Source organism: Pedobacter aquatilis (assembly GCF_032678405.1).
GTDB lineage: Bacteria > Bacteroidota > Bacteroidia > Sphingobacteriales > Sphingobacteriaceae > Pedobacter > Pedobacter aquatilis_A.
On record NZ_JAVTSJ010000001.1, the window covers coordinates 1,220,091 to 1,237,879 of the forward strand.

Consider the following 17,789-nt stretch of genomic DNA (forward strand, 5'->3'; position numbering starts at 1 on the left):
TTTAAATATATTTCGCCTGTGTTTTCTTTGGTAGTTTAGCTAAAACCATAGCTCTTGAATCAGCAACCCTGCTTTTCAGCTCATTATCGTTTAACACATCGAGGTTTTCAACCTGAATCCACTGGCGTTTTGCCAAATGATAAGCCTGAGCAATGCCATCCCTTGCTGTTAAAGCATCAAAATCATCGGGGTTACATTTTATCGAAAAACGACTGCCTTCATCAATGGCAATAATAACATAGATTTTTTCTTCAATCATAAAGCATAGGTGTTCCCATTTCATGCCTTCAGTAGTTCCGGGCAGGCTTAAACAATATTCTCTGAAAGATTCGATATCCATATTTGGGTTTAGGTTTAGGGTAAACAGTTAATAGGTTTCCAACTAATCCTATAACTATTTTGCTAAATTAATAATTTCGCTTATTAAAATATTTAATCCTGTTTTATCTTTGTGCCTTTACCCTCAAATCCTATACGCCTGCTATATGAACATAATTACGCCTACCGCCGATGGTTCTAACACACTTTACAACGAAACCATAGGTGAGCATTATCACAGTAAGCATGGGGCCTTGCAGGAAAGCAAACACGTTTTTATTGAGGCAGGATTAAAATTTGCATCAGAGGGAAAATCTGAAATTAATGTTCTTGAAGTTGGTTTCGGAACCGGATTGAATTTTATTTTAAGTTTTGAATGGTGCACTGAACGTCAGATTAACTTAGATTACACCAGCATTGAAGCTTTTCCCCTAACAACTGATGTAATCAATGAAACAGGCTATTCGGCTTATGTTTCGCCACAAACCTGGAGTTGCTTTATCTCCGGTTACAATGAAAGCCTCAGAAGTAAGCAAGCACTAAGCCCTCTTTGCAACCTTGAAATTCCGCACACAACATTAGCCGAATTTAATACCGATAAAAAGTTCGATGTAATTTACTACGACGCCTTCTCGGTTCAGCACCAACCAGAAATGTGGAGCGATGAAATTATTGCCCATGCCTGTAGCTTCTTAAAATCCGGTGGGACTTTCGTAACCTATGCCATTACAGGCAAATTAAAACGTGCTGTTAAAGCCTGCGGATTTAGCATTCAAAAACTCCCGGGTGCGCCAGGTAAAAGAGAAATGTTAAGAGCGGTTAAAGCTTAGAACAAAGCGCTATCCTGCCGAAAAGCCTGACAATTATACGACTTTAAGTAAAAACCTGTGTCGTTTAAGTTTGTTATTCCATTATTAAATTTAGTATCATGGAAAAAAGAATTTTAGGAAAAACAGATTTAAATATTGCGCCCATTGTTTTTGGAGGAAACGTTTTCGGTTGGACAGTTGACGAGCAGAAATCGTTTAACATACTTGATCATTTTGTAGAAAACGGTTTTAATTTTATTGATACTGCCGATGTTTATTCGCGATGGGTGCCCGGAAATAAAGGAGGAGAATCGGAAACGATTATCGGTAACTGGCTGAAAAAACACAACAAGCGCCACGATGTAATTATTGCTACCAAGGTAGGTTCGGATATTGGCCAGGGCAAATCGTTAAAGAAAGATTACATCATAAACGAAGTTGAACATTCGCTTTCGCGTTTGCAAACCGATTATATAGATTTATATTTTTCTCATTTTGATGATGAAACCACGCCAGTTGAAGAAACACTAAGCGCTTATGAATCATTAATTAAAGATGGAAAAGTGCGCTGGATTGGCGCTTCAAACTTCTCGGCTGCAAGACTGAAAGAATCTTTATTATTTTCTACCGAACATGATTTACCACGCTATGAAGTCTACCAGCCTGGATATAATCTATTTGACAGAGAAGAGTTTGAGCAAGAACACGAAAAAATTTGTTTGGACAACAACCTTGGCGTGGTAACTTATTACTCGCTAGCCAGTGGTTTTTTAACGGGTAAATACCAAAGTGAAGATGATTTAAACAAAAGCCAGCGAGGTGGCGGCGTTAAAAAATACCTAAACGAAAGAGGTTTCAACATTTTAAAAGCATTAGATGAGGTAGCCGAAAAACACAATGTTGAGCAGGCATCAGTTGCGCTAGCCTGGTTAATTTATCATCCATCGGTAACTGCTCCTATTGCCAGTGTAACCGATTTAAATCAACTAAAATCGTTTACAGAAGCTGCAAATCTTAAATTATCTCCAGATGATTTATCACTTTTAGATAAGGCAAGCAGCTATTAACAAATAATCTATTATATTTAAATGCCCGATTAATAAAACAATTAACCGGGCATTTTGTATTTAACAGGATTTAAATTAATATGAAAGACAAACTATCTTTTTTACCCAAACTCGCCCTGGTTTTATTCTGTTTAATTAGCTTAACCTATATTGCAATTTTAGGGCAATCGCTACTGGCACCGCTCCTCTTTTCATTTCTGATGGCAATTTTATTGCTTCCTGTTGGAAATTTCCTAGAGCAGCGTTTAAAGTTTAAAAGAAGTTTATCAACATTGGTTGCTGTAATTTTAATGATCGCCGTTATCGGCGGAATCGTTTATTTCTTTGGTAATCAACTGAGCGATTTGTGGGCCGACTGGCCGTTATTAAAAGAAAAGGCAAATGTTTCCTATCATGAATTGCAGCATTGGATTTCGAAAACATTCCATGTAAACTCCGAAAAACAACTTGCTTATTTAAATGATAGCACAGAAAAGGCACTCGCCACAAGTGCAGCAATAGTGGCTACTACTTTAGCTACGCTTTCATCAACACTTTTATTTTTGGGCTTTACATTACTATTTACTTTTTTCATTTTAAACTACCGCAGGGTATTATTTACGTTTTTAACAGCTGTTTTTAAAGAAGAACACAAAGAAAAGGTATCAGAAATTGTAAATCAGATTCAATATATTATTAAGAAATACATTATAGGCTTATTTCTCCAAATGCTTATCGTTACCATTTTAATGATAGCTGTTTTAAGCTTATTGGGTGTTAAATATGCTGTTCTTTTAGGTTTAGTTGCGGGCATTTTTAATGTAGTGCCTTATCTTGGTATATTTTTCGCTCTTGTGGTAAGTGCTCTTATTACTTTCGCCACCGCCGGGGCAGGTAAAGTTCTATTGGTTTTAATATCATTTGTTGGTGTACACGCTGTTGATGGAAATGTGTTAATGCCTCTCGTTGTTGGTTCAAAAGTAAAAATAAATGCACTGTTTGCTTTTATTGGAATTGTTGTGGGCGAAATGATCTGGGGCATTTCCGGTATGTTTTTATGCATTCCTTACCTGGCCATATTAAAAATAATTTTCGATCGTGTAGACCCGCTTAAGCCCTGGGGTATCTTAATGGGCGAAGAGCACAAGCCAGAAAAAAAGAAACGGGTTTATCGCATCACCAAAAAAATTAAATTAGAGGAAAAGGATTAATATGCCCGAAAACAGATCCCCTCACATTTTAAGTACATCTGCTAACCTGCTGGGCATTTGTTTCATTGTGCTTACCTCGCTTAAAAAATTAAATCTTACCGATGGATCTTTAATCGATGAGTTCGCGGTAGCGGCTGTAATGTTTTTTATGACGAGCTGCATCTTATCATTTATTTCGATGCGAAGGAACAGAAACGAAAGCCAGAAGCTTGAAAAGTTTGCAGATTTTGTATTCCTATCTGGCCTGGTAATTCTGTTTGTTGCAACGATTTTGATTGCGTTTAATTTAATCAAATAAAGAAATACTTTCATCAATTATGAAACCCTTATTTGTTCTAATAATCGTTTATGTTGCTTTATTAGCATTTGGCAGCCATACTACATTTGATAAAGGAAATATTTTTGCAGGTAATATTGCTATGGCTGTAATGCTGCTTTTTACAGCCATTGGTCATTTTAAATTTAAAACAGCCATGGCAGCGATGATCCCGCTTTTTATTCCAAAAAAAGTAGAACTCATAATCTTTACCGGAATTTTAGAAATCATATTTGCCATCGGTTTATGCATTGAAAGCACGCGTTGCTATACCGGAATTGCTTTAATTATTTTCTTTATCCTGATTCTGCCTGCAAATATTTACGCAGCGAAACATCAAATCAATTATGAAAATCTATATAAACCTGGTCCGGGAATTAAATATTTATGGTTCAGAATTCCTTTTCAGTTTTTCTTAATCGGATGGGTTTGGTACTTTAGCATCCGATAAATAAAACAACATGCCCAACAATCCAATTCCAGCTATCGCTCACAATCCTGCTGATGCTTTTAACCGCTTACTAACGGTTCTAGATACCTTACGCACACAATGTCCGTGGGATAAAAAGCAAACAATGGAAACTTTACGCCACCTAACCATTGAAGAGACTTACGAATTAAGTGATGCAATTTTAGAAGGTGATTTAGATGAAATTAAAAAAGAGTTGGGCGATGTAATGATGCACCTTGTTTTTTATTCGAGAATTGCTTCAGAAACCAATGATTTTAATATTGTGGATGTTTTAAACGGAGTTTGCGACAAGCTTGTGAATAGACATCCGCATATTTACGGCGACGTTGAAGTTCAGAATGAGGAAGATGTAAAAAGAAACTGGGAACAAATTAAGCTCAAGGAAGGAAATAAATCAGTTCTAGCAGGCGTTCCCGCATCTTTGCCTGCACTGGTAAAAGCATCACGCATTCAGGAAAAAGCCCGTGGTGTAGGTTTCGACTGGGAAGATAAAAATCAGGTGTGGGAAAAAGTTGAGGAAGAATTACAGGAGTTTAAAGCCGAGTTTAACATAGCTGATCATACGGCTATCGATATTGAAAAGGCAGAATCGGAATTTGGCGATGTACTTTTCTCCTTAATTAATTATGCCCGGTTCATTAATATCAATCCGGAAAATGCACTCGAAAAAACAAACAAGAAGTTTATCAAGCGTTTCCAATACCTGGAAAACAAGGCAAAAGAAAACGGCAAACAACTGGCTGATATGACATTGGCCGAAATGGATATTTACTGGAATGAAGCCAAGAAATTATAAAAAATGATCGAAAACGATTTTCAACAAAGCCCTAAAAACCTTGTTAACATCATTACTTTTAATGTAAATGCAACAGGTACAATAGATAGCGGCGTTATCCCCTGGATTAATATTGGCAAGGCAAACGAAGAAATTTTAAACCTGATTGATGCAGAAGAAATTGTTATCCCTGAAAACGATATAACTATTGCTATCGATTATCCTTTGTCAATACCTGAATCGTTCGACTTGTTTTCATCAGTTGGTTTCTCCAGAAAATTATTGTTAATCGAAATTCGGGAAAGGCTATTAACTTATTCCAAGGCTGAATCTTTCGATATTTCTACTTTAGATTTGGTAGCACTTGATGTTTATAGAACTAATGCCGGTAAAATAGAGATTACTTTGGATATTGATTTATAAGCAACCCGTACACTGATACACTAAACTATCCGTAAAACAAACCATCTACATAATACCATTTCCCACTTTCCAGTTTGAAGTTCGATTTCTCATGGAGTATCTCGGTCTGAAATTTAGTATTCATATAAAATGCTTTAAACTCTACAGTATCGAAGCCAGATGAAATAATTTCCAGCTTTAACCACCTGGTATTCCTGGCGCTTTTTAAGTAAGCTTCCTTCGAATTTCCTTTACGCTTACTAACATGTGTGGTTTCCGCCAGGTAATCTCAATTGGCCACAACAAATGCCGAGTACCTCGAACGCATCAGTGCTTCGGCGGTTGGTGCATCTTTAAGTTTTAAGAGGTAGGGTTCGCAGCAATTTCCATAAAGCAAACCTGATCCGCAAGGACAATTCATACTAATTTTGATTAACTTCTTTCAGGTAATAAGAACTATTCATTTTTTTATTCGGTTCAAAATTATCGTAAATCATTTTAACCCCATCAATAAATCTGTATTTATGTTCGAGTGTTGCTTTTAATCCGTTAATGGTGGAACATTCTTCTTCATTAAAATAAAAGCTGTGTTGGTTAAAAAACTCCATTATGATATTAAATCGTCTCCTATCGCCATGATTGGTGTTTACCAAGGCCTTTAATTCTTCAATTTTCTTTAAAATATTCGAATGCATCACCTGGGGTTTAAGCTCGGGAATAAGGTTAATCATGCCATCCTCAGAAATTACAACGATAACAATACCAGTTTTCTGCTGCATAAATTCATAATAACGCACTGCCGAGTTAAACCTTGCCCCTCTTGATGAATCGCCATAATTACTAGCAATACCATCCAATATAACACCTATACCATAGCAAAAACATTGTGTATCAAGCAGTATAGCGCCATCAATTGATGTAACTTGTTGCACAGCATTTTTTGTTAAACCAACAGGTTTTATTTTAAAAGATTGTTCGATTAACCTTTCTGCCTCATCTTTAGCCGAATCAGAAATAACTAAAATTGTTCCATGTTTCTGCTTGGTAGCGGCGATGGTAATATCCCACAATTTATGGATTTTTTCTTTCTGGATAACCTTAAAAACCCTGTTTAAAGTTGAATAGAATTTTTCTTTATTAATTTGTTCACTGTAAAATCCTGGCATTCGGAAAGCGACTGAGAGCATAATTTTATCGTGATGCAAAACTTCCCAATGAAAATGCTTGGTAAAATGAATAATGAACAGCGATTCGTCATGATAATTGTACTTACCAGTAATTTTACCCAAACCATAAATGAAAACCGAATCGGAAACGAGCAGGTTTTTATGATCAGCAAGTTCTAAAAACTTTCGCACCTTTCTAAAATCCTTAATATGAATTGGCTCTTCAAGTGCAATGGTTAGTTCTACATTCTTATGGTTTTTACAAGCAATAATCATTTTCCCTAAGCCTTCTTCACCCTCATATTTTAATGATGAAATTGTATTACAGGCATCATAAAGGATGTGGAGTGGTCTAGGGCAATGCCCCGCAGCTGAAACCGTAACCATAAAATCGTGTGCAGCCGAACTTACCAGTTCATCTCTGCTTTTTGACAGAATTTTAAATTCTGATTGTGATTTTGCCTTTAAAGCATTTGTGCTTGCTTTTAGATACGCTTTAATAATACTTTCTATAAAAGAACGACTTATTTTAAAATCAAGATCTGCTGATGAAAAATCTTTAGTTAATGTATAATAAGTGTTCATTGCAGCTTTATTTAATTCAGTAACTACAAAAACAAGGTAACCGTTAATGTAAGCCGGATTCGAAATAAAGCTCTCCACAGTTGCACTCTTTGGATGTTTTCTTAAAATGCGTTGAATCTCTGACAAATAAGCATTTGTAAGGTATGCTGAAACAATTTCGGTATCCTTTGGTACCGGAACAATAATATCCGGTATAGCCTGTAAGTTTAAAAAATCAGCTATGCAATAATCACAATCTTTACACTCGAGATTTATAAATGGCCTATAGGTATTATGATTAATCCTTATGCCGATCATAAATACCTTTGGATAAAGGTGCTCATCCAGCGAGTCGAAAAGTTCTTCTGCAGCCAGTTGAAGTGAAATTTGACAATGCAACTGCTCATCCCAAATTAAATTATTGCAACTATTCATGTTGTTTTCGAATTTATTCAGGTATAAGTGTCTACATCTTCAGGTGCTATTTTGGGGTAAATTCAAAGATAATTTTCTTCCTGATAGCTTATTGTTAAAGAAAGTTAAGGTGTTGTAACATTAATACGGCTGCTACTCCAATATTTTCCGTAAAATTGCAGCCGAATAATGAGGTACTTTTTTCACATCGCTTATCAGGGGCAATATTTTAGTGGATGGCAGAAACAACCTGGTGTTAAAAGCGTGCAGGATGTTATTGAGCAAACGCTTTTCAAAATATTAAAAACACCTGTACCAATTATTGGTTGCGGCCGTACCGATGCACATGTTCATGCAAGTCAGTTTTTTTTTCACGCTGATATTGAGCAAACTATTGATTTCGATTTGCTTTATATTTTAAATAAAGCCTTGCCATACAACATTTCTATTTTTGATATTATAGCGGTAGAGCCGAAAAAACATGCCCGCTTTGATGCCGTACAACGTAAGTACGACTATTTTATCCATACTTACAAAGACCCTTTTTTGAGTAATCAAAGCTCTTTCTATCAGATAAAAGCGCTCGATTTTGATAAAATGAATGCCGTTGTAAAGTTGCTGCCAAAGTACAAAGATTACAGGGCTTTTTGCACGCATCCTGATAAATACGAGCATACCATCTGCAATGTTATGGAAGCTGGTTTATTTGTTAATCCGAAGGGAAACAGATTTAGGTTCAATATTGCAAGTAATCGTTTTCTAGGTAAGATGATTCGTATAACCATGGGAAAAATATTAATGGTAGGCAAAGGCGAGCTCAGCTTCGATGAATTTGAAAGCGAGCTGATTAGCCTAAAGGCCTCTAAACTTTCCTTACCGGCACATCCCACGGGATTATATTTATCAAAAGTTACTTACCCTTATCTAAATATCGATCCAGCAACTGATATTATCTCATCCATTCAGGGTGAAGAATGGAAACCAGTTTAATTGTAGCATTTTTAATAAGTTTATCGTATTCGTAAAAACAAATAATCAATGAAATCACTCTACCTTGCTCTTATTGTTACATTATTTTTCAACTCGGGTTGCGAAAAAAAGGTTAATCCCATCAACCAGACTGTTGATTTTATCGGAGAACGATCGAAAATTGTTGGCGAGTCTACATTTACGATTACTAATATTGTTGATAATCGTTGTGCGCCACATGAACTTTGCGAGGTAGCCGGAAAAGCCAATGTTTCGGTAAAAGTACAAACGGGCTTTGATATCAGAATCTTTAGCCTTTGCGCAGGTAATTGTGATGATATTGGTGCTACAGATAATGTAACTTTCACTATTGACAACGCCAAATACTGGATTAAACTGAAAAGCGTATCGCCTTCAAACAGCACAGAACTAACCTTACCACAAACCGTTACCCTCGAAATTACTAAAGGTTAATTATTTAAACCTGATTGCCTTTAATGGAGAAACCTTGCTAATGAGCAATGATGGAATGATTAATACAGTTAAACAAACTACGATGGTCATTACGTTTAATGCCAGCACATCTATAAAATGAATTTCTATCGGTGCGTATGCAAGGAAATAAGATGATTGATCGAGCTTAAAAATATGTGTTGACTGTTGAATCAACCCTAAACCAACACCCAGTATATTTCCTAATATTAAACCTATACCAATTAAGTAAGCCGCATTGTAGAGGAAAATTTTCATGATACTCAAGTTACTTGCACCAAAAGACTTCAGCATTCCTATCATATTTGTACGTTCCAATATCATAATTAAAAGCGCTGTAATCATGTTTATCACGGCAACAATAAGCATTAAAATTAGCAGAACATTTGTATTCACATCAAGCAATCCAAGCCAGGTAAATATATTTGGAAAGTTTTCCTTAATAGAATAAGAACGAAGGCTTTGTGGTAGCTCTTCAAAAATACTGTCGGCCACAGGTTTTAACTTGTTAAAATCTTTAATCCTGATTTCAACACCGCCAATTTCTTCGGGTTTCCAGTTATTTAATCGCTTGATGATGTTGAGATTTCCCAATACAAAACCTTTATCAATATCTTCAACACCAATATCATAAATACCAACAATTTTAAACTTTCGTGGGCGCAGTTGGTTTTGAACGAAATACATGATAAAATCATCACCGGTTTTAAGTTTTAACCTCTTCGCAGTATAATTAGAAATTAAGAGTTCCTGCATTGCGGCCGTACTATCGGCAAAATCGATAATTGTTCCGCTAATAATATGTTGTTTAATGTAATTCCAGTTGTAGGTTTTATCAACTCCTTTAAAGTTAATCCCTTCAATTTCTTCATTGGCAGAAATAATTGCAGGTTTAGTAGCAAAAGGGTAAAAATATTCTATTTCAGCGTTATTCTTAAGTTTATCACGCGTATCAGTATCAAGGGTAAAAGGCGAATGTTCAAAGGAATTATTTAGATCATATCTGGTGATCTGGACATCGCCTAAATATCCCCTTACTTTATCCTGAATTTCAGTTTTAAATCCCTTTATCGTGGCAATAGAAAGAATCATCACAGCCAGACTCAGCATTACACCAGTAATAGCAATGCGCACAATGAGCTTTGAAAAAGTTCGTTCTGATTTTATGGCGATCCGCCCGGCTATGAAATACTCGAAATTCAACTTGATAAATTTGTTAAGGCAAAAATGCTTAAATCCTTTTTAAAAATGGCACTTTTGAAAATAAATAACCAATGGTAAAATAATCAATACGCAAATAACAATAATTAAAAAAGTACTAAATTGTTTTGTTTTATATAACTGATTTAAAACTATCCGAACATGAAAACATACATCAGCTTTGCTTTAATAAGTTTAATAGCAGTATTAGCATGTGGGCAAAACCCTCATGCCACAACTTCTGGAACGAAAGTAGAATTGCATCCAATTAAGGCTAAACAAACAATTTTAACCGGTGCCGAACAAACAGAAAAATATCTGCCTTTATTAAAAGGCAAACGTGTTGGCATGGTTGTTAACCCAACTTCGATCATAGGTAATGAAACTTCGGTTGATAGTTTATTAAAGCTTGGTGTCAAAATACAGAAAATATTTGGTCCGGAACATGGTTTTAGAGGCAATGCGAGTGCGGGTGTACATGTTAGCGATGATGTAGATACAAAGACTGGTATTAAGGCTGTTTCATTATATGGAAGCCACAGCACCCCAACGGCTCAGGATTTAGCAGATGTTGATATTATGGTATTTGACATACAGGATGTTGGTGTACGTTTTTACACTTACATTAACACCTTGCAACATGTTATGGAAGCCTGTGCTGTAAATAATAAAGAACTTTTAATTTTAGATCGTCCAAATCCGAATGGTTATTTAATTGACGGGCCAATTTTAGAACCACAGTTTAAATCAGGCATTGGTATTCAGCCAATTCCAATGGCACATGGTTTAACTATTGGTGAGTATGCACAAATGCTTAACGGCGAAGGGTGGCTTAAAGATAAAGTGAAATGTAAAATCACGATTATTAAGAATGCCAACTACAACCATGATATGGAATATACCCTACCGGTAAAGCCCTCTCCGAATTTAAATACCCAGCAATCGATATTACTTTACCCAAGTACCTGTCTGTTCGAAGGGATTTATTTAAACCATGGCCGTGGCACTCAATTTCCATTTACGGTAATAGGTGCTCCATATCTAAAAGGGATTTACAAATTTTCGTACACGCCTACCGGAATTAAGGGAATGGCTGAAACACCGATTTTTAAAGACCAGGTTTGCTATGGTATTGATTTAAGGAACTATGATACCAATATCTTAAGAAAAGAAAAAAAAATCAACATCAGCTGGGTAATCGATTTGTATAAAGCATCACCTAAAAAAGAAGATTTCTTTAACTCCACATTGAGCAATCAAACCATGCCGATTGAGCGCCTGGTTGGCGTTGCCGATTTCAGAAAACAAGTTATTGCGGGCAAAAGCGAAAAAGAAATCAGAGCAAGCTGGGAACCGGGTTTATCGGCCTATAAAGCCATGCGTAAAAAATACCTGCTCTATAATTAATTATTGAATTTTGTAGGATTCAACACGTTGATCAGAGTCTTAGTTTATGATTACATTTTAAATTGAATGATTGGATTGAAGTTTTAACAAACAATACTTCTCCTGAAACTGTTTTTAAACTGAGGTAAACATTTCAATCATTCAAAATTCAATCATTAGCACCATGGGCGGACCCAAAATTAAAAGTGATCAACCTGGCAGTAATTATCAGGAGGAAGTACCAAAAGGCAGAGAACCTTTAGACCATAAAACAGTTAGAAAAGCAAATGACAGCAGTCCAAACAAGCCGGTAAAAACGGCTAATCCGGCAAAGCAGCGAGAAAACGAAGAGCAACCAGTTCACCCGATAAAAAAGGCACCAAAAGAGTAACAAACACTTAATTACCTGATAGATATAGCTAAATTTGCAATGCAAAATAGAAAGTAGAACCTTCTCCTTCTATACTGTCTACCCAAATTCTGCCACCTTCGTTCTTAATAATTTCGGCCGAAATGTAAAGGCCTAAGCCTAAACCTGGATAAGTATGCTGGAGGTTTCCGCTAACGCGATAAAACTGGTCAAATACCAGGTGCAATAAATCTTTTGAAATTCCAATCCCAAAATCCTGAACGCCTAAAACAACTTCTCCATTTTCGATAAAAGATTTAACCTTTATCTGTTCATTATCGGTTGAATATTTAATTGCATTTGATAAAAAATTAATCATCACCTGCCCTATTCTTTCCTTATCGGCGATAACTGTTATATCACTACTCAAATCGGATATAATTTTGTATTTGGCTGTGGTGTGTTGTACTTCATCAATAATTTCCTGTACCAGTAAATCAAAATTAAAGCGAACTGGATTGAAAGTCATCTTTCCCGACTGAATTTTAGTAACATCAAGCAAGTCACCAATCAATCCGGTTAAGCGGTTTAATTGTAAATCCATCTTCTTCACCATATCCGCTTTTTTGGTATCGCCTTCGTTTCGAATCATCCTTTCCAAAACCTGCGCATAGGCCTTTATACTTGTTACCGGAGTTTTTAACTCGTGGCTGGCAATGCCTAAAAATTCATCTTTTTGTTTTTGCAGCTGAACCTGTTTTGTTATATCTATCGCTGCATGCAAAATCGCATACACGTTACCGTCCCGGTCTTTTAAAGGTTTATAGGTAAAATTAAACCACATCTTCTGCAGCTTTCCATCAACCATTAATGAAGCCTCCTGCTGGTCGGAATGATAAGCAATGCCGGTTCGATATACTTCCTGTAGCAAAGGAATAAAGGGCTGCCCAACAAGCTCCGGAATACCCTCTGCCATAGTTTTACCAATAATACGCTGGTCCTTATCCCACAACTTCAGCATTTCATTGTTGGCTATTTTGATAACAATATTTTCAGTTTCATAAAGTGCCGTTGGCATCGGATTCTCCAAAACCAGATTCCTAAACCTCGATTCACTGTCTTTAAAAGCGTTTCTCGACCTAACCTGGCCTGTAATTTCATTGGCAACAACCATAATGCGGTTAACCACACCGTTTTTATCACGTACTGGGTCGTAAACAAAATTGAAATAATAATCGCCCAGCACCCCATTTCTAACCAGTTTAGCCAAGGTTTCGTAACCATAGTGCGCTATTCCGCTATCATAAACATCAATCAGTAACTGTGGAAATGGCTGGTCTATAATTTCAGGTAAACCTTCTATCAGCTTTAAGCCAATAATACTTTTATCTTTTCCCCATATTTTAAGCAAATCATCGTTGGCGTCTTCTATAATTAAATCCCTTCCGCGTAAGATACCAATTGCAACAGGTGCGTCGTAAATCATCTGGCGAAAAAGCATTTCATTTTCTCTGCCTTTTAGTTTTGCATTTACCAATTCGGTAACATCTGTAGCATTATTTAAAATTGCCCAAACTTTACCATCCTTATTTTTTAATGGTTTATAAATAAAATCGAAATAAAAGGTTTGCAATACACCATCGTTCATTAACTGAACCTTATCTTCCTTTGCCTCGTAAGCAATGCCGGTTTCGAAAACATTTTTCAATAGCTCAATAAATGGCTGTCCGCGAAGCTCGGGTAAAGCTTTCTCGAGTTCCATTCCAATCACTGACTCATCTCTATCCCAAGCCTTTAATATTGCTTTATTGGCCACTTCGATAACCAGATCCTTGCCAACATAAAGGCCTATTGGCATTTTCGACTCTTCAATTAGAATATTAAAAAGCTCTGACTTATGTTGTAGATTTATTTCCATGTGTGGATAACAAATATATTTCTTTTTTACTTGCTTCCTGTAGATTTAAGAAAGGAAAGTAACACCTTTTCATCATGGGCTAAGTTTAAGTTATCTCTTGTCTTACCACAGTTCATTTTCTTTGTATACTTCCCCAATTCATCATTTTCGTAAGCCGTAATTAACAAAGGGTATACATAAGAACTTTTACACACCGCTCTGGTATTGCCAAGCTTTTTTGCTACGCAATCTAAAACGTTAACAATTGTTTTTTTAATGTTAAGATTCTCATCGCCGCTACAGTTCGAAAATTGCCTCAAGGCTTCTAACGTTCCGCCCCAGGTGCGGAAATCCTTCGCCGTAAAATCGCTACCGGTTATTTCCTTTATATAATTATTTATTTTGCCCGAATCGATACCTTTATGTTCTTTCCCAGCTGTGTAAAACTGAAACAATTCCTGCCCCGGAATGTCACGACACTTCTTAACCAGTTTTGCTAAATTACGGTCGTTTAATTCAACATTTTGTTTAACACCTTTTTTTCCGATAAAATCGATATTTATCCTATCGCCATTTATTTTAACATGCTTATCCCTTAAAGTTGTTAAACCGAAAGAGCCATAAAGTTGCTTGTAGCTTTCGTTCCCTACACGGATGAGTGTTTTCTGCAATAAATCTACAGATATGGCCAAGACTTTCCGCTCGTCGAGTTCTTTCCGCCTTAAATCTTTTGCTATTTTCTTCCTGGCTTCAGGTAATGCCTTACCAAATTCATAAAGTCTGAAATATTTATCATCAGAACGGCGGCTAGTCCACTTCGCATGGTATTTATATTGTTTCCTTCCCGCGGCATCAATTCCGGTAACCTGCAGATAGGCATTAGGTTTATCTGCAATCCAGACATTTTGCCAGGCCGGCGGAATTACGAGTGCTTTTATTCTATTGAGATGCTTTTCATCCGTAATTTTGTGGCCACCTTTATCTTCGTAAAAAAAACTACCGGGCTTACCCTTTCGATAAAAACCAGGCATTGAGTCGGTTAAATAAACCAATCCATTTGCCTTTACAACATCTTTGCCTTGTACCATTTTAACCTGCGGGGATGATTTTATTTTTAGTTATTTTGCAAAACTTAATGTAACGATTCACGTTATTTTAGAAACACAACACTTTCTTATGAAAATAGTTTTTATGGGTACGCCCGATTTCGCAGTGGCTTCTTTAGATGCTTTGGTAAAAGCAGATTTTGATATTGTAGCGGTGATTACAGCACCTGATAAACCTGCAGGGCGTGGACAAAAACTTAATGAAAGTGCTGTAAAAAAATATGCTGTAGAAAAAGGAATCCCTGTGTTACAGCCCGAAAAGCTAAAAAACACTGAATTTCTGGAAGAACTGAAATCTTACCAGGCAGATCTACAGGTTGTGGTTGCCTTCAGAATGCTCCCTGAAGTTGTATGGAATATGCCACCTAAAGGAACCATAAACTTACATGGCTCACTATTGCCACAATATCGTGGGGCGGCGCCTATAAATCACGCGATTATAAACGGAGAAAAAGAAAGCGGCGTAACCACATTCTTTTTAACCCACGAAATTGATACCGGCGATATTATTTTAAGCGATAGCACACCAATTGCTGATGATGAAACGGCCGGAGAACTACATGATAAACTTATGTTTATAGGAGCTGAATTACTGGTTAAAACCGTTACTGCAATTGCAGATGATAATTTCACAGAACAACCTCAGCCACAGCGTGATGTTTTAAAACACGCCCCAAAAATATTCAAGGAAGATTGTAAAATAAACTGGAATAACCCTACTGCACAGGTATTTAACTTAATAAGGGGCTTAAGCCCATACCCTACGGCTTTTACTTTATTAAATGATAAAACCCTTAAAGTTTTTAAAGCAGAAATAGAAGATAAAGAGCCTGGTATTACTGCCGGAGGTTTTTTAACTGATGGAAAAACCTACCTTAAATTTGCGACCAGAGATGGCTTTATAAAACTTTTGGATATTCAATATGAGGGCAAGAAAAGAATGTTGATTGAAGATTTTTTAAGGGGTATGAGACTTTAAGGTTCGAGCCCCTTAAATGTGTTTGGTAAGCTAAAGGTTATTCAGTTTTTCAATTAAAAATTTAGATACTTCATTAAAGTAGCGTTTGCGGCCATAGCCCATTACCCACTGTATGCCCTGAGTTGCATTCGTAATAAAAACTTCTTCAGCCTCTTTTAAAATTTCAGGGTTGATCTGTGCCTCTATGAGTTCCATATCATTCATTTTTGCCAGCTGCATTACCGCCGTTCTCATTACACCACCAACACAGCCCTCAGTTAATGCTGGAGTATAAATTGTATTATCGTAAACCACAAAAACATTGGCACTGATACTCTCGCACAAAAAACCATGTTGATTTAAAATCATCGCTTCATCCAAACGGTTTTGGCTTTTAAAAATCCCTGCCATAACATACAGCAAAGCATTGGCTGTTTTATAGTTTGATAACTTATTTATCGGTTTCGTTAACTCATCAAAAACATCGATTATTAAACCCTTACTATTAAGCTCATATTCACTGGCTTTTAAAGGAATGCCTTCTAAAACATACCCGGCTTTGTTAATTTCGGGTGTATAAACGCCAGCACCCTGGCGATACACGGAGAGTCGGAAACGAACATTTCCGTTCCACCTGTTTTTCTTAACCAAATCGGCCGTTTTCTGCCTGATAAAATAATCATCCATTAAAGCATGTCCATCCATCTTTAAGGCTTTCATTCCGGCAACCAGTCTATCCGCATGCAATTCAGCAAACTGAAGTTTACCATTTAGCATACGCATGCTTTCAAAAAGGCCATCGCCAAATTTGAAGCTTCGGTTGCTCGCTGCTAAAACCGGGGTATCAGCTAAATGAAATTCATCATTAATTAAAAGGTATTGTTGAGACATAAATTAAGAAGCAGCGATATAATTTTCCCATTTATTTAATCCGGCTTTGAAATCTTCAGGCAAAGCCGATTCAAAATACATATATTCTTTAGTGGTTGGATGAATAAAACCTAAACTTTGTGCATGTAAAGCCTGTCGTGGCAATAGTTCAAAGCAATTATCAACAAATTGTTTGTACTTGTTAAACGTAGTTCCCTTTAAAATCTTATCGCCACCATACATGGCATCATTAAATAACGGATGGCCAATGTGTTGCATATGCGCTCTGATTTGATGCGTCCGCCCCGTTTCAAGTTCACAGCTAATCAAGGTTACATAACCAAGTCGTTTTAGTACTTTATAATGCGTTACCGACCATTTACCTTTTTCTTCAGTATCATAAATATCCATTACCCTACGGTCTTTCAAACTTCTTCCAATATAGCCTGTTACCGTACCATCATTTTCAATATCACCCCAAACCAATGCAATATATTTTCTGGTTATACTGTGATCGAAAAACTGTTTTGCCAGATGTGTTATCGATTTTTCATTCTTACTGATGAGTAATAAACCTGATGTATCTTTATCAATCCGGTGAACAAGGCCCGGTCTTCCGTCGTTGCCCGGCAATTGGGGCAACTGTTCGAAATGGTAAGCGAGCGCATTAACCAAGGTTCCTGTATAATTGTTAAAACCCGGGTGTACAACCATTCCTGCAGCTTTGTTTACAACTAATAAATCATTGTCCTCGTAAATAATATCCAAAGGCAAATCTTCAGGGTAAACTTCTGTGTCGCGGGGCGGATGAGGTAAAACAATAGAAATTTCATCAAAAGGTTTTACCTTATAACTCGATTTTACCTGCTTCTGATTTACCAGCACATTTCCGGCATCAATTGCATTCTGAATCCTGTTTCGCGAAGCATTTTCTACACGAACCATTAAAAACTTATCAATACGAAGCAACGATTGCCCCTTATCAACAATTATTTTTAAATGCTCATATAATTCCTGCTCTTCTGACTCCTGCAATTCGGCCACATTTTCCATCCTGCAAAAATAAACT

The 17,789-nt window shown here is 36.6% G+C and carries 21 protein-coding genes; 12 read left to right on the forward strand and 9 right to left on the reverse strand.

Going from position 1 to position 17,789, the window contains the following annotated elements; all coding sequences use genetic code 11:
* Position 1 precedes the first annotated feature (1 nt).
* On the reverse strand, positions 2 to 340 hold the full coding sequence (locus R2R71_RS05055) for an MmcQ/YjbR family DNA-binding protein (RefSeq protein ID WP_316830162.1): 339 nt from the start codon (positions 338 to 340) through the stop codon (positions 2 to 4).
* A gap of 145 nt (positions 341 to 485) precedes the next feature.
* Between R2R71_RS05055 and mnmD the strand changes: the two genes are divergently transcribed.
* The 7 genes from mnmD (at position 486) to R2R71_RS05090 (ending at position 5,370) form a co-directional block, all read left to right on the forward strand.
* Positions 486 to 1,148: a tRNA (5-methylaminomethyl-2-thiouridine)(34)-methyltransferase MnmD gene (gene mnmD, locus R2R71_RS05060; protein WP_316830163.1), complete on the forward strand. Its 663-nt coding sequence runs from the start codon at positions 486 to 488 to the stop codon at positions 1,146 to 1,148.
* Between the two features lie 98 nt (positions 1,149 to 1,246).
* Positions 1,247 to 2,194, forward strand: coding sequence for an aldo/keto reductase (locus R2R71_RS05065; protein ID WP_316830164.1), 948 nt, complete (start codon positions 1,247 to 1,249; stop codon positions 2,192 to 2,194).
* 80 nt (positions 2,195 to 2,274) lie between these two features.
* On the forward strand, positions 2,275 to 3,384 hold the full coding sequence (locus R2R71_RS05070) for an AI-2E family transporter (protein ID WP_316830165.1): 1,110 nt from the start codon (positions 2,275 to 2,277) through the stop codon (positions 3,382 to 3,384).
* A 1-nt stretch (position 3,385) separates the two neighbouring features.
* The gene (locus R2R71_RS05075) at positions 3,386 to 3,682 is read left to right on the forward strand and encodes a hypothetical protein (RefSeq protein WP_316830166.1); all 297 of its coding nucleotides are present in this window, start codon (positions 3,386 to 3,388) and stop codon (positions 3,680 to 3,682) included.
* 19 nt (positions 3,683 to 3,701) lie between these two features.
* A complete protein-coding gene (locus R2R71_RS05080) occupies positions 3,702 to 4,151 on the forward strand; it encodes a hypothetical protein (RefSeq protein WP_316830167.1) in 450 nt (149 codons plus the stop codon).
* 10 nt (positions 4,152 to 4,161) lie between these two features.
* Positions 4,162 to 4,968: a nucleoside triphosphate pyrophosphohydrolase gene (gene mazG / locus R2R71_RS05085; RefSeq protein ID WP_316830168.1), complete on the forward strand. Its 807-nt coding sequence runs from the start codon at positions 4,162 to 4,164 to the stop codon at positions 4,966 to 4,968.
* Positions 4,969 to 4,971: 3 nt separating this feature from the next.
* Positions 4,972 to 5,370, forward strand: a complete 399-nt coding sequence (locus R2R71_RS05090; protein WP_316830169.1) for a hypothetical protein — start codon at positions 4,972 to 4,974, stop codon at positions 5,368 to 5,370.
* A gap of 25 nt (positions 5,371 to 5,395) precedes the next feature.
* On the opposite strand, the gene R2R71_RS05095 is transcribed toward R2R71_RS05090, so the two are convergent.
* Genes R2R71_RS05095 through R2R71_RS05105 form a run of 3 tightly spaced genes read right to left on the reverse strand, consistent with a single transcriptional unit; the run spans position 5,396 to position 7,514 of the window.
* A complete protein-coding gene (locus R2R71_RS05095; RefSeq protein ID WP_316830230.1) occupies positions 5,396 to 5,632 on the reverse strand; it encodes a YchJ family metal-binding protein in 237 nt (78 codons plus the stop codon).
* A gap of 6 nt (positions 5,633 to 5,638) precedes the next feature.
* The gene (locus tag R2R71_RS05100) at positions 5,639 to 5,770 is read right to left on the reverse strand and encodes a YchJ family metal-binding protein (RefSeq protein ID WP_316830170.1); all 132 of its coding nucleotides are present in this window, start codon (positions 5,768 to 5,770) and stop codon (positions 5,639 to 5,641) included.
* 1 nt (position 5,771) lies between these two features.
* A complete protein-coding gene (locus tag R2R71_RS05105; RefSeq protein ID WP_316830171.1) occupies positions 5,772 to 7,514 on the reverse strand; it encodes a DNA integrity scanning protein DisA nucleotide-binding domain protein in 1,743 nt (580 codons plus the stop codon).
* A gap of 168 nt (positions 7,515 to 7,682) precedes the next feature.
* Between R2R71_RS05105 and R2R71_RS05110 the strand changes: the two genes are divergently transcribed.
* Together R2R71_RS05110 and R2R71_RS05115 are read left to right on the forward strand one after the other, a co-directional pair.
* Positions 7,683 to 8,483 (forward strand): tRNA pseudouridine synthase A, encoded by an 801-nt coding sequence (locus R2R71_RS05110; protein WP_316830172.1) that lies wholly within the window; start codon positions 7,683 to 7,685, stop codon positions 8,481 to 8,483.
* 48 nt (positions 8,484 to 8,531) lie between these two features.
* Complete coding sequence (locus R2R71_RS05115) at positions 8,532 to 8,936, forward strand: hypothetical protein (RefSeq protein WP_316830173.1); 405 nt, start codon at positions 8,532 to 8,534, stop codon at positions 8,934 to 8,936.
* On the opposite strand, the gene R2R71_RS05120 is transcribed toward R2R71_RS05115, so the two are convergent.
* The gene (locus R2R71_RS05120) at positions 8,937 to 10,157 is read right to left on the reverse strand and encodes an ABC transporter permease (RefSeq protein WP_316830174.1); all 1,221 of its coding nucleotides are present in this window, start codon (positions 10,155 to 10,157) and stop codon (positions 8,937 to 8,939) included.
* A gap of 159 nt (positions 10,158 to 10,316) precedes the next feature.
* On the opposite strand from R2R71_RS05120, the gene R2R71_RS05125 reads away from it, so the two are divergent.
* Positions 10,317 to 11,561 (forward strand): DUF1343 domain-containing protein, encoded by a 1,245-nt coding sequence (locus tag R2R71_RS05125; protein WP_316830175.1) that lies wholly within the window; start codon positions 10,317 to 10,319, stop codon positions 11,559 to 11,561.
* A gap of 163 nt (positions 11,562 to 11,724) precedes the next feature.
* A complete protein-coding gene (locus R2R71_RS05130) occupies positions 11,725 to 11,931 on the forward strand; it encodes a hypothetical protein (RefSeq protein ID WP_316830176.1) in 207 nt (68 codons plus the stop codon).
* Between the two features lie 28 nt (positions 11,932 to 11,959).
* On the opposite strand, the gene R2R71_RS05135 is transcribed toward R2R71_RS05130, so the two are convergent.
* Both R2R71_RS05135 and R2R71_RS05140 read right to left on the reverse strand, forming a co-directional pair.
* On the reverse strand, positions 11,960 to 13,807 hold the full coding sequence (locus tag R2R71_RS05135) for an ATP-binding protein (protein WP_316830177.1): 1,848 nt from the start codon (positions 13,805 to 13,807) through the stop codon (positions 11,960 to 11,962).
* A gap of 26 nt (positions 13,808 to 13,833) precedes the next feature.
* Positions 13,834 to 14,874 (reverse strand): DNA topoisomerase IB, encoded by a 1,041-nt coding sequence (locus tag R2R71_RS05140; protein WP_316830178.1) that lies wholly within the window; start codon positions 14,872 to 14,874, stop codon positions 13,834 to 13,836.
* Between the two features lie 88 nt (positions 14,875 to 14,962).
* Here R2R71_RS05140 and fmt point away from each other — a divergent pair, with 88 nt between their 5' ends.
* A complete protein-coding gene (fmt, locus tag R2R71_RS05145) occupies positions 14,963 to 15,871 on the forward strand; it encodes a methionyl-tRNA formyltransferase (RefSeq protein ID WP_316830179.1) in 909 nt (302 codons plus the stop codon).
* A 30-nt stretch (positions 15,872 to 15,901) separates the two neighbouring features.
* Here fmt and R2R71_RS05150 read toward each other — a convergent pair whose 3' ends face one another.
* Complete coding sequence (locus R2R71_RS05150) at positions 15,902 to 16,741, reverse strand: aminotransferase class IV (protein ID WP_316830180.1); 840 nt, start codon at positions 16,739 to 16,741, stop codon at positions 15,902 to 15,904.
* A gap of 3 nt (positions 16,742 to 16,744) precedes the next feature.
* Positions 16,745 to 17,773 carry an RluA family pseudouridine synthase gene (locus tag R2R71_RS05155; RefSeq protein ID WP_316830181.1) on the reverse strand — a complete coding sequence of 343 codons (1,029 nt, stop codon included), beginning with the start codon at positions 17,771 to 17,773 and terminating at the stop codon, positions 16,745 to 16,747.
* Positions 17,774 to 17,789 lie beyond the last annotated feature (16 nt).

Coding starts and splice junctions, on each gene's coding strand:
- R2R71_RS05055 (WP_316830162.1), bottom strand. CDS start 340: ATGGATATCGAATCTTTCAGAGAATATTGTTTAAGCCTGCCCGGAACT.
- mnmD (WP_316830163.1), top strand. CDS start 486: ATGAACATAATTACGCCTACCGCCGATGGTTCTAACACACTTTACAAC.
- R2R71_RS05065 (WP_316830164.1), top strand. CDS start 1,247: ATGGAAAAAAGAATTTTAGGAAAAACAGATTTAAATATTGCGCCCATT.
- R2R71_RS05070 (WP_316830165.1), top strand. CDS start 2,275: ATGAAAGACAAACTATCTTTTTTACCCAAACTCGCCCTGGTTTTATTC.
- R2R71_RS05075 (WP_316830166.1), top strand. CDS start 3,386: ATGCCCGAAAACAGATCCCCTCACATTTTAAGTACATCTGCTAACCTG.
- R2R71_RS05080 (WP_316830167.1), top strand. CDS start 3,702: ATGAAACCCTTATTTGTTCTAATAATCGTTTATGTTGCTTTATTAGCA.
- mazG (WP_316830168.1), top strand. CDS start 4,162: ATGCCCAACAATCCAATTCCAGCTATCGCTCACAATCCTGCTGATGCT.
- R2R71_RS05090 (WP_316830169.1), top strand. CDS start 4,972: ATGATCGAAAACGATTTTCAACAAAGCCCTAAAAACCTTGTTAACATC.
- R2R71_RS05100 (WP_316830170.1), bottom strand. CDS start 5,770: ATGAATTGTCCTTGCGGATCAGGTTTGCTTTATGGAAATTGCTGCGAA.
- R2R71_RS05105 (WP_316830171.1), bottom strand. CDS start 7,514: ATGAATAGTTGCAATAATTTAATTTGGGATGAGCAGTTGCATTGTCAA.
- R2R71_RS05110 (WP_316830172.1), top strand. CDS start 7,683: ATGAGGTACTTTTTTCACATCGCTTATCAGGGGCAATATTTTAGTGGA.
- R2R71_RS05115 (WP_316830173.1), top strand. CDS start 8,532: ATGAAATCACTCTACCTTGCTCTTATTGTTACATTATTTTTCAACTCG.
- R2R71_RS05125 (WP_316830175.1), top strand. CDS start 10,317: ATGAAAACATACATCAGCTTTGCTTTAATAAGTTTAATAGCAGTATTA.
- R2R71_RS05130 (WP_316830176.1), top strand. CDS start 11,725: ATGGGCGGACCCAAAATTAAAAGTGATCAACCTGGCAGTAATTATCAG.
- R2R71_RS05135 (WP_316830177.1), bottom strand. CDS start 13,807: ATGGAAATAAATCTACAACATAAGTCAGAGCTTTTTAATATTCTAATT.
- R2R71_RS05140 (WP_316830178.1), bottom strand. CDS start 14,874: ATGGTACAAGGCAAAGATGTTGTAAAGGCAAATGGATTGGTTTATTTA.
- fmt (WP_316830179.1), top strand. CDS start 14,963: ATGAAAATAGTTTTTATGGGTACGCCCGATTTCGCAGTGGCTTCTTTA.
- R2R71_RS05150 (WP_316830180.1), bottom strand. CDS start 16,741: ATGTCTCAACAATACCTTTTAATTAATGATGAATTTCATTTAGCTGAT.
- R2R71_RS05155 (WP_316830181.1), bottom strand. CDS start 17,773: ATGGAAAATGTGGCCGAATTGCAGGAGTCAGAAGAGCAGGAATTATAT.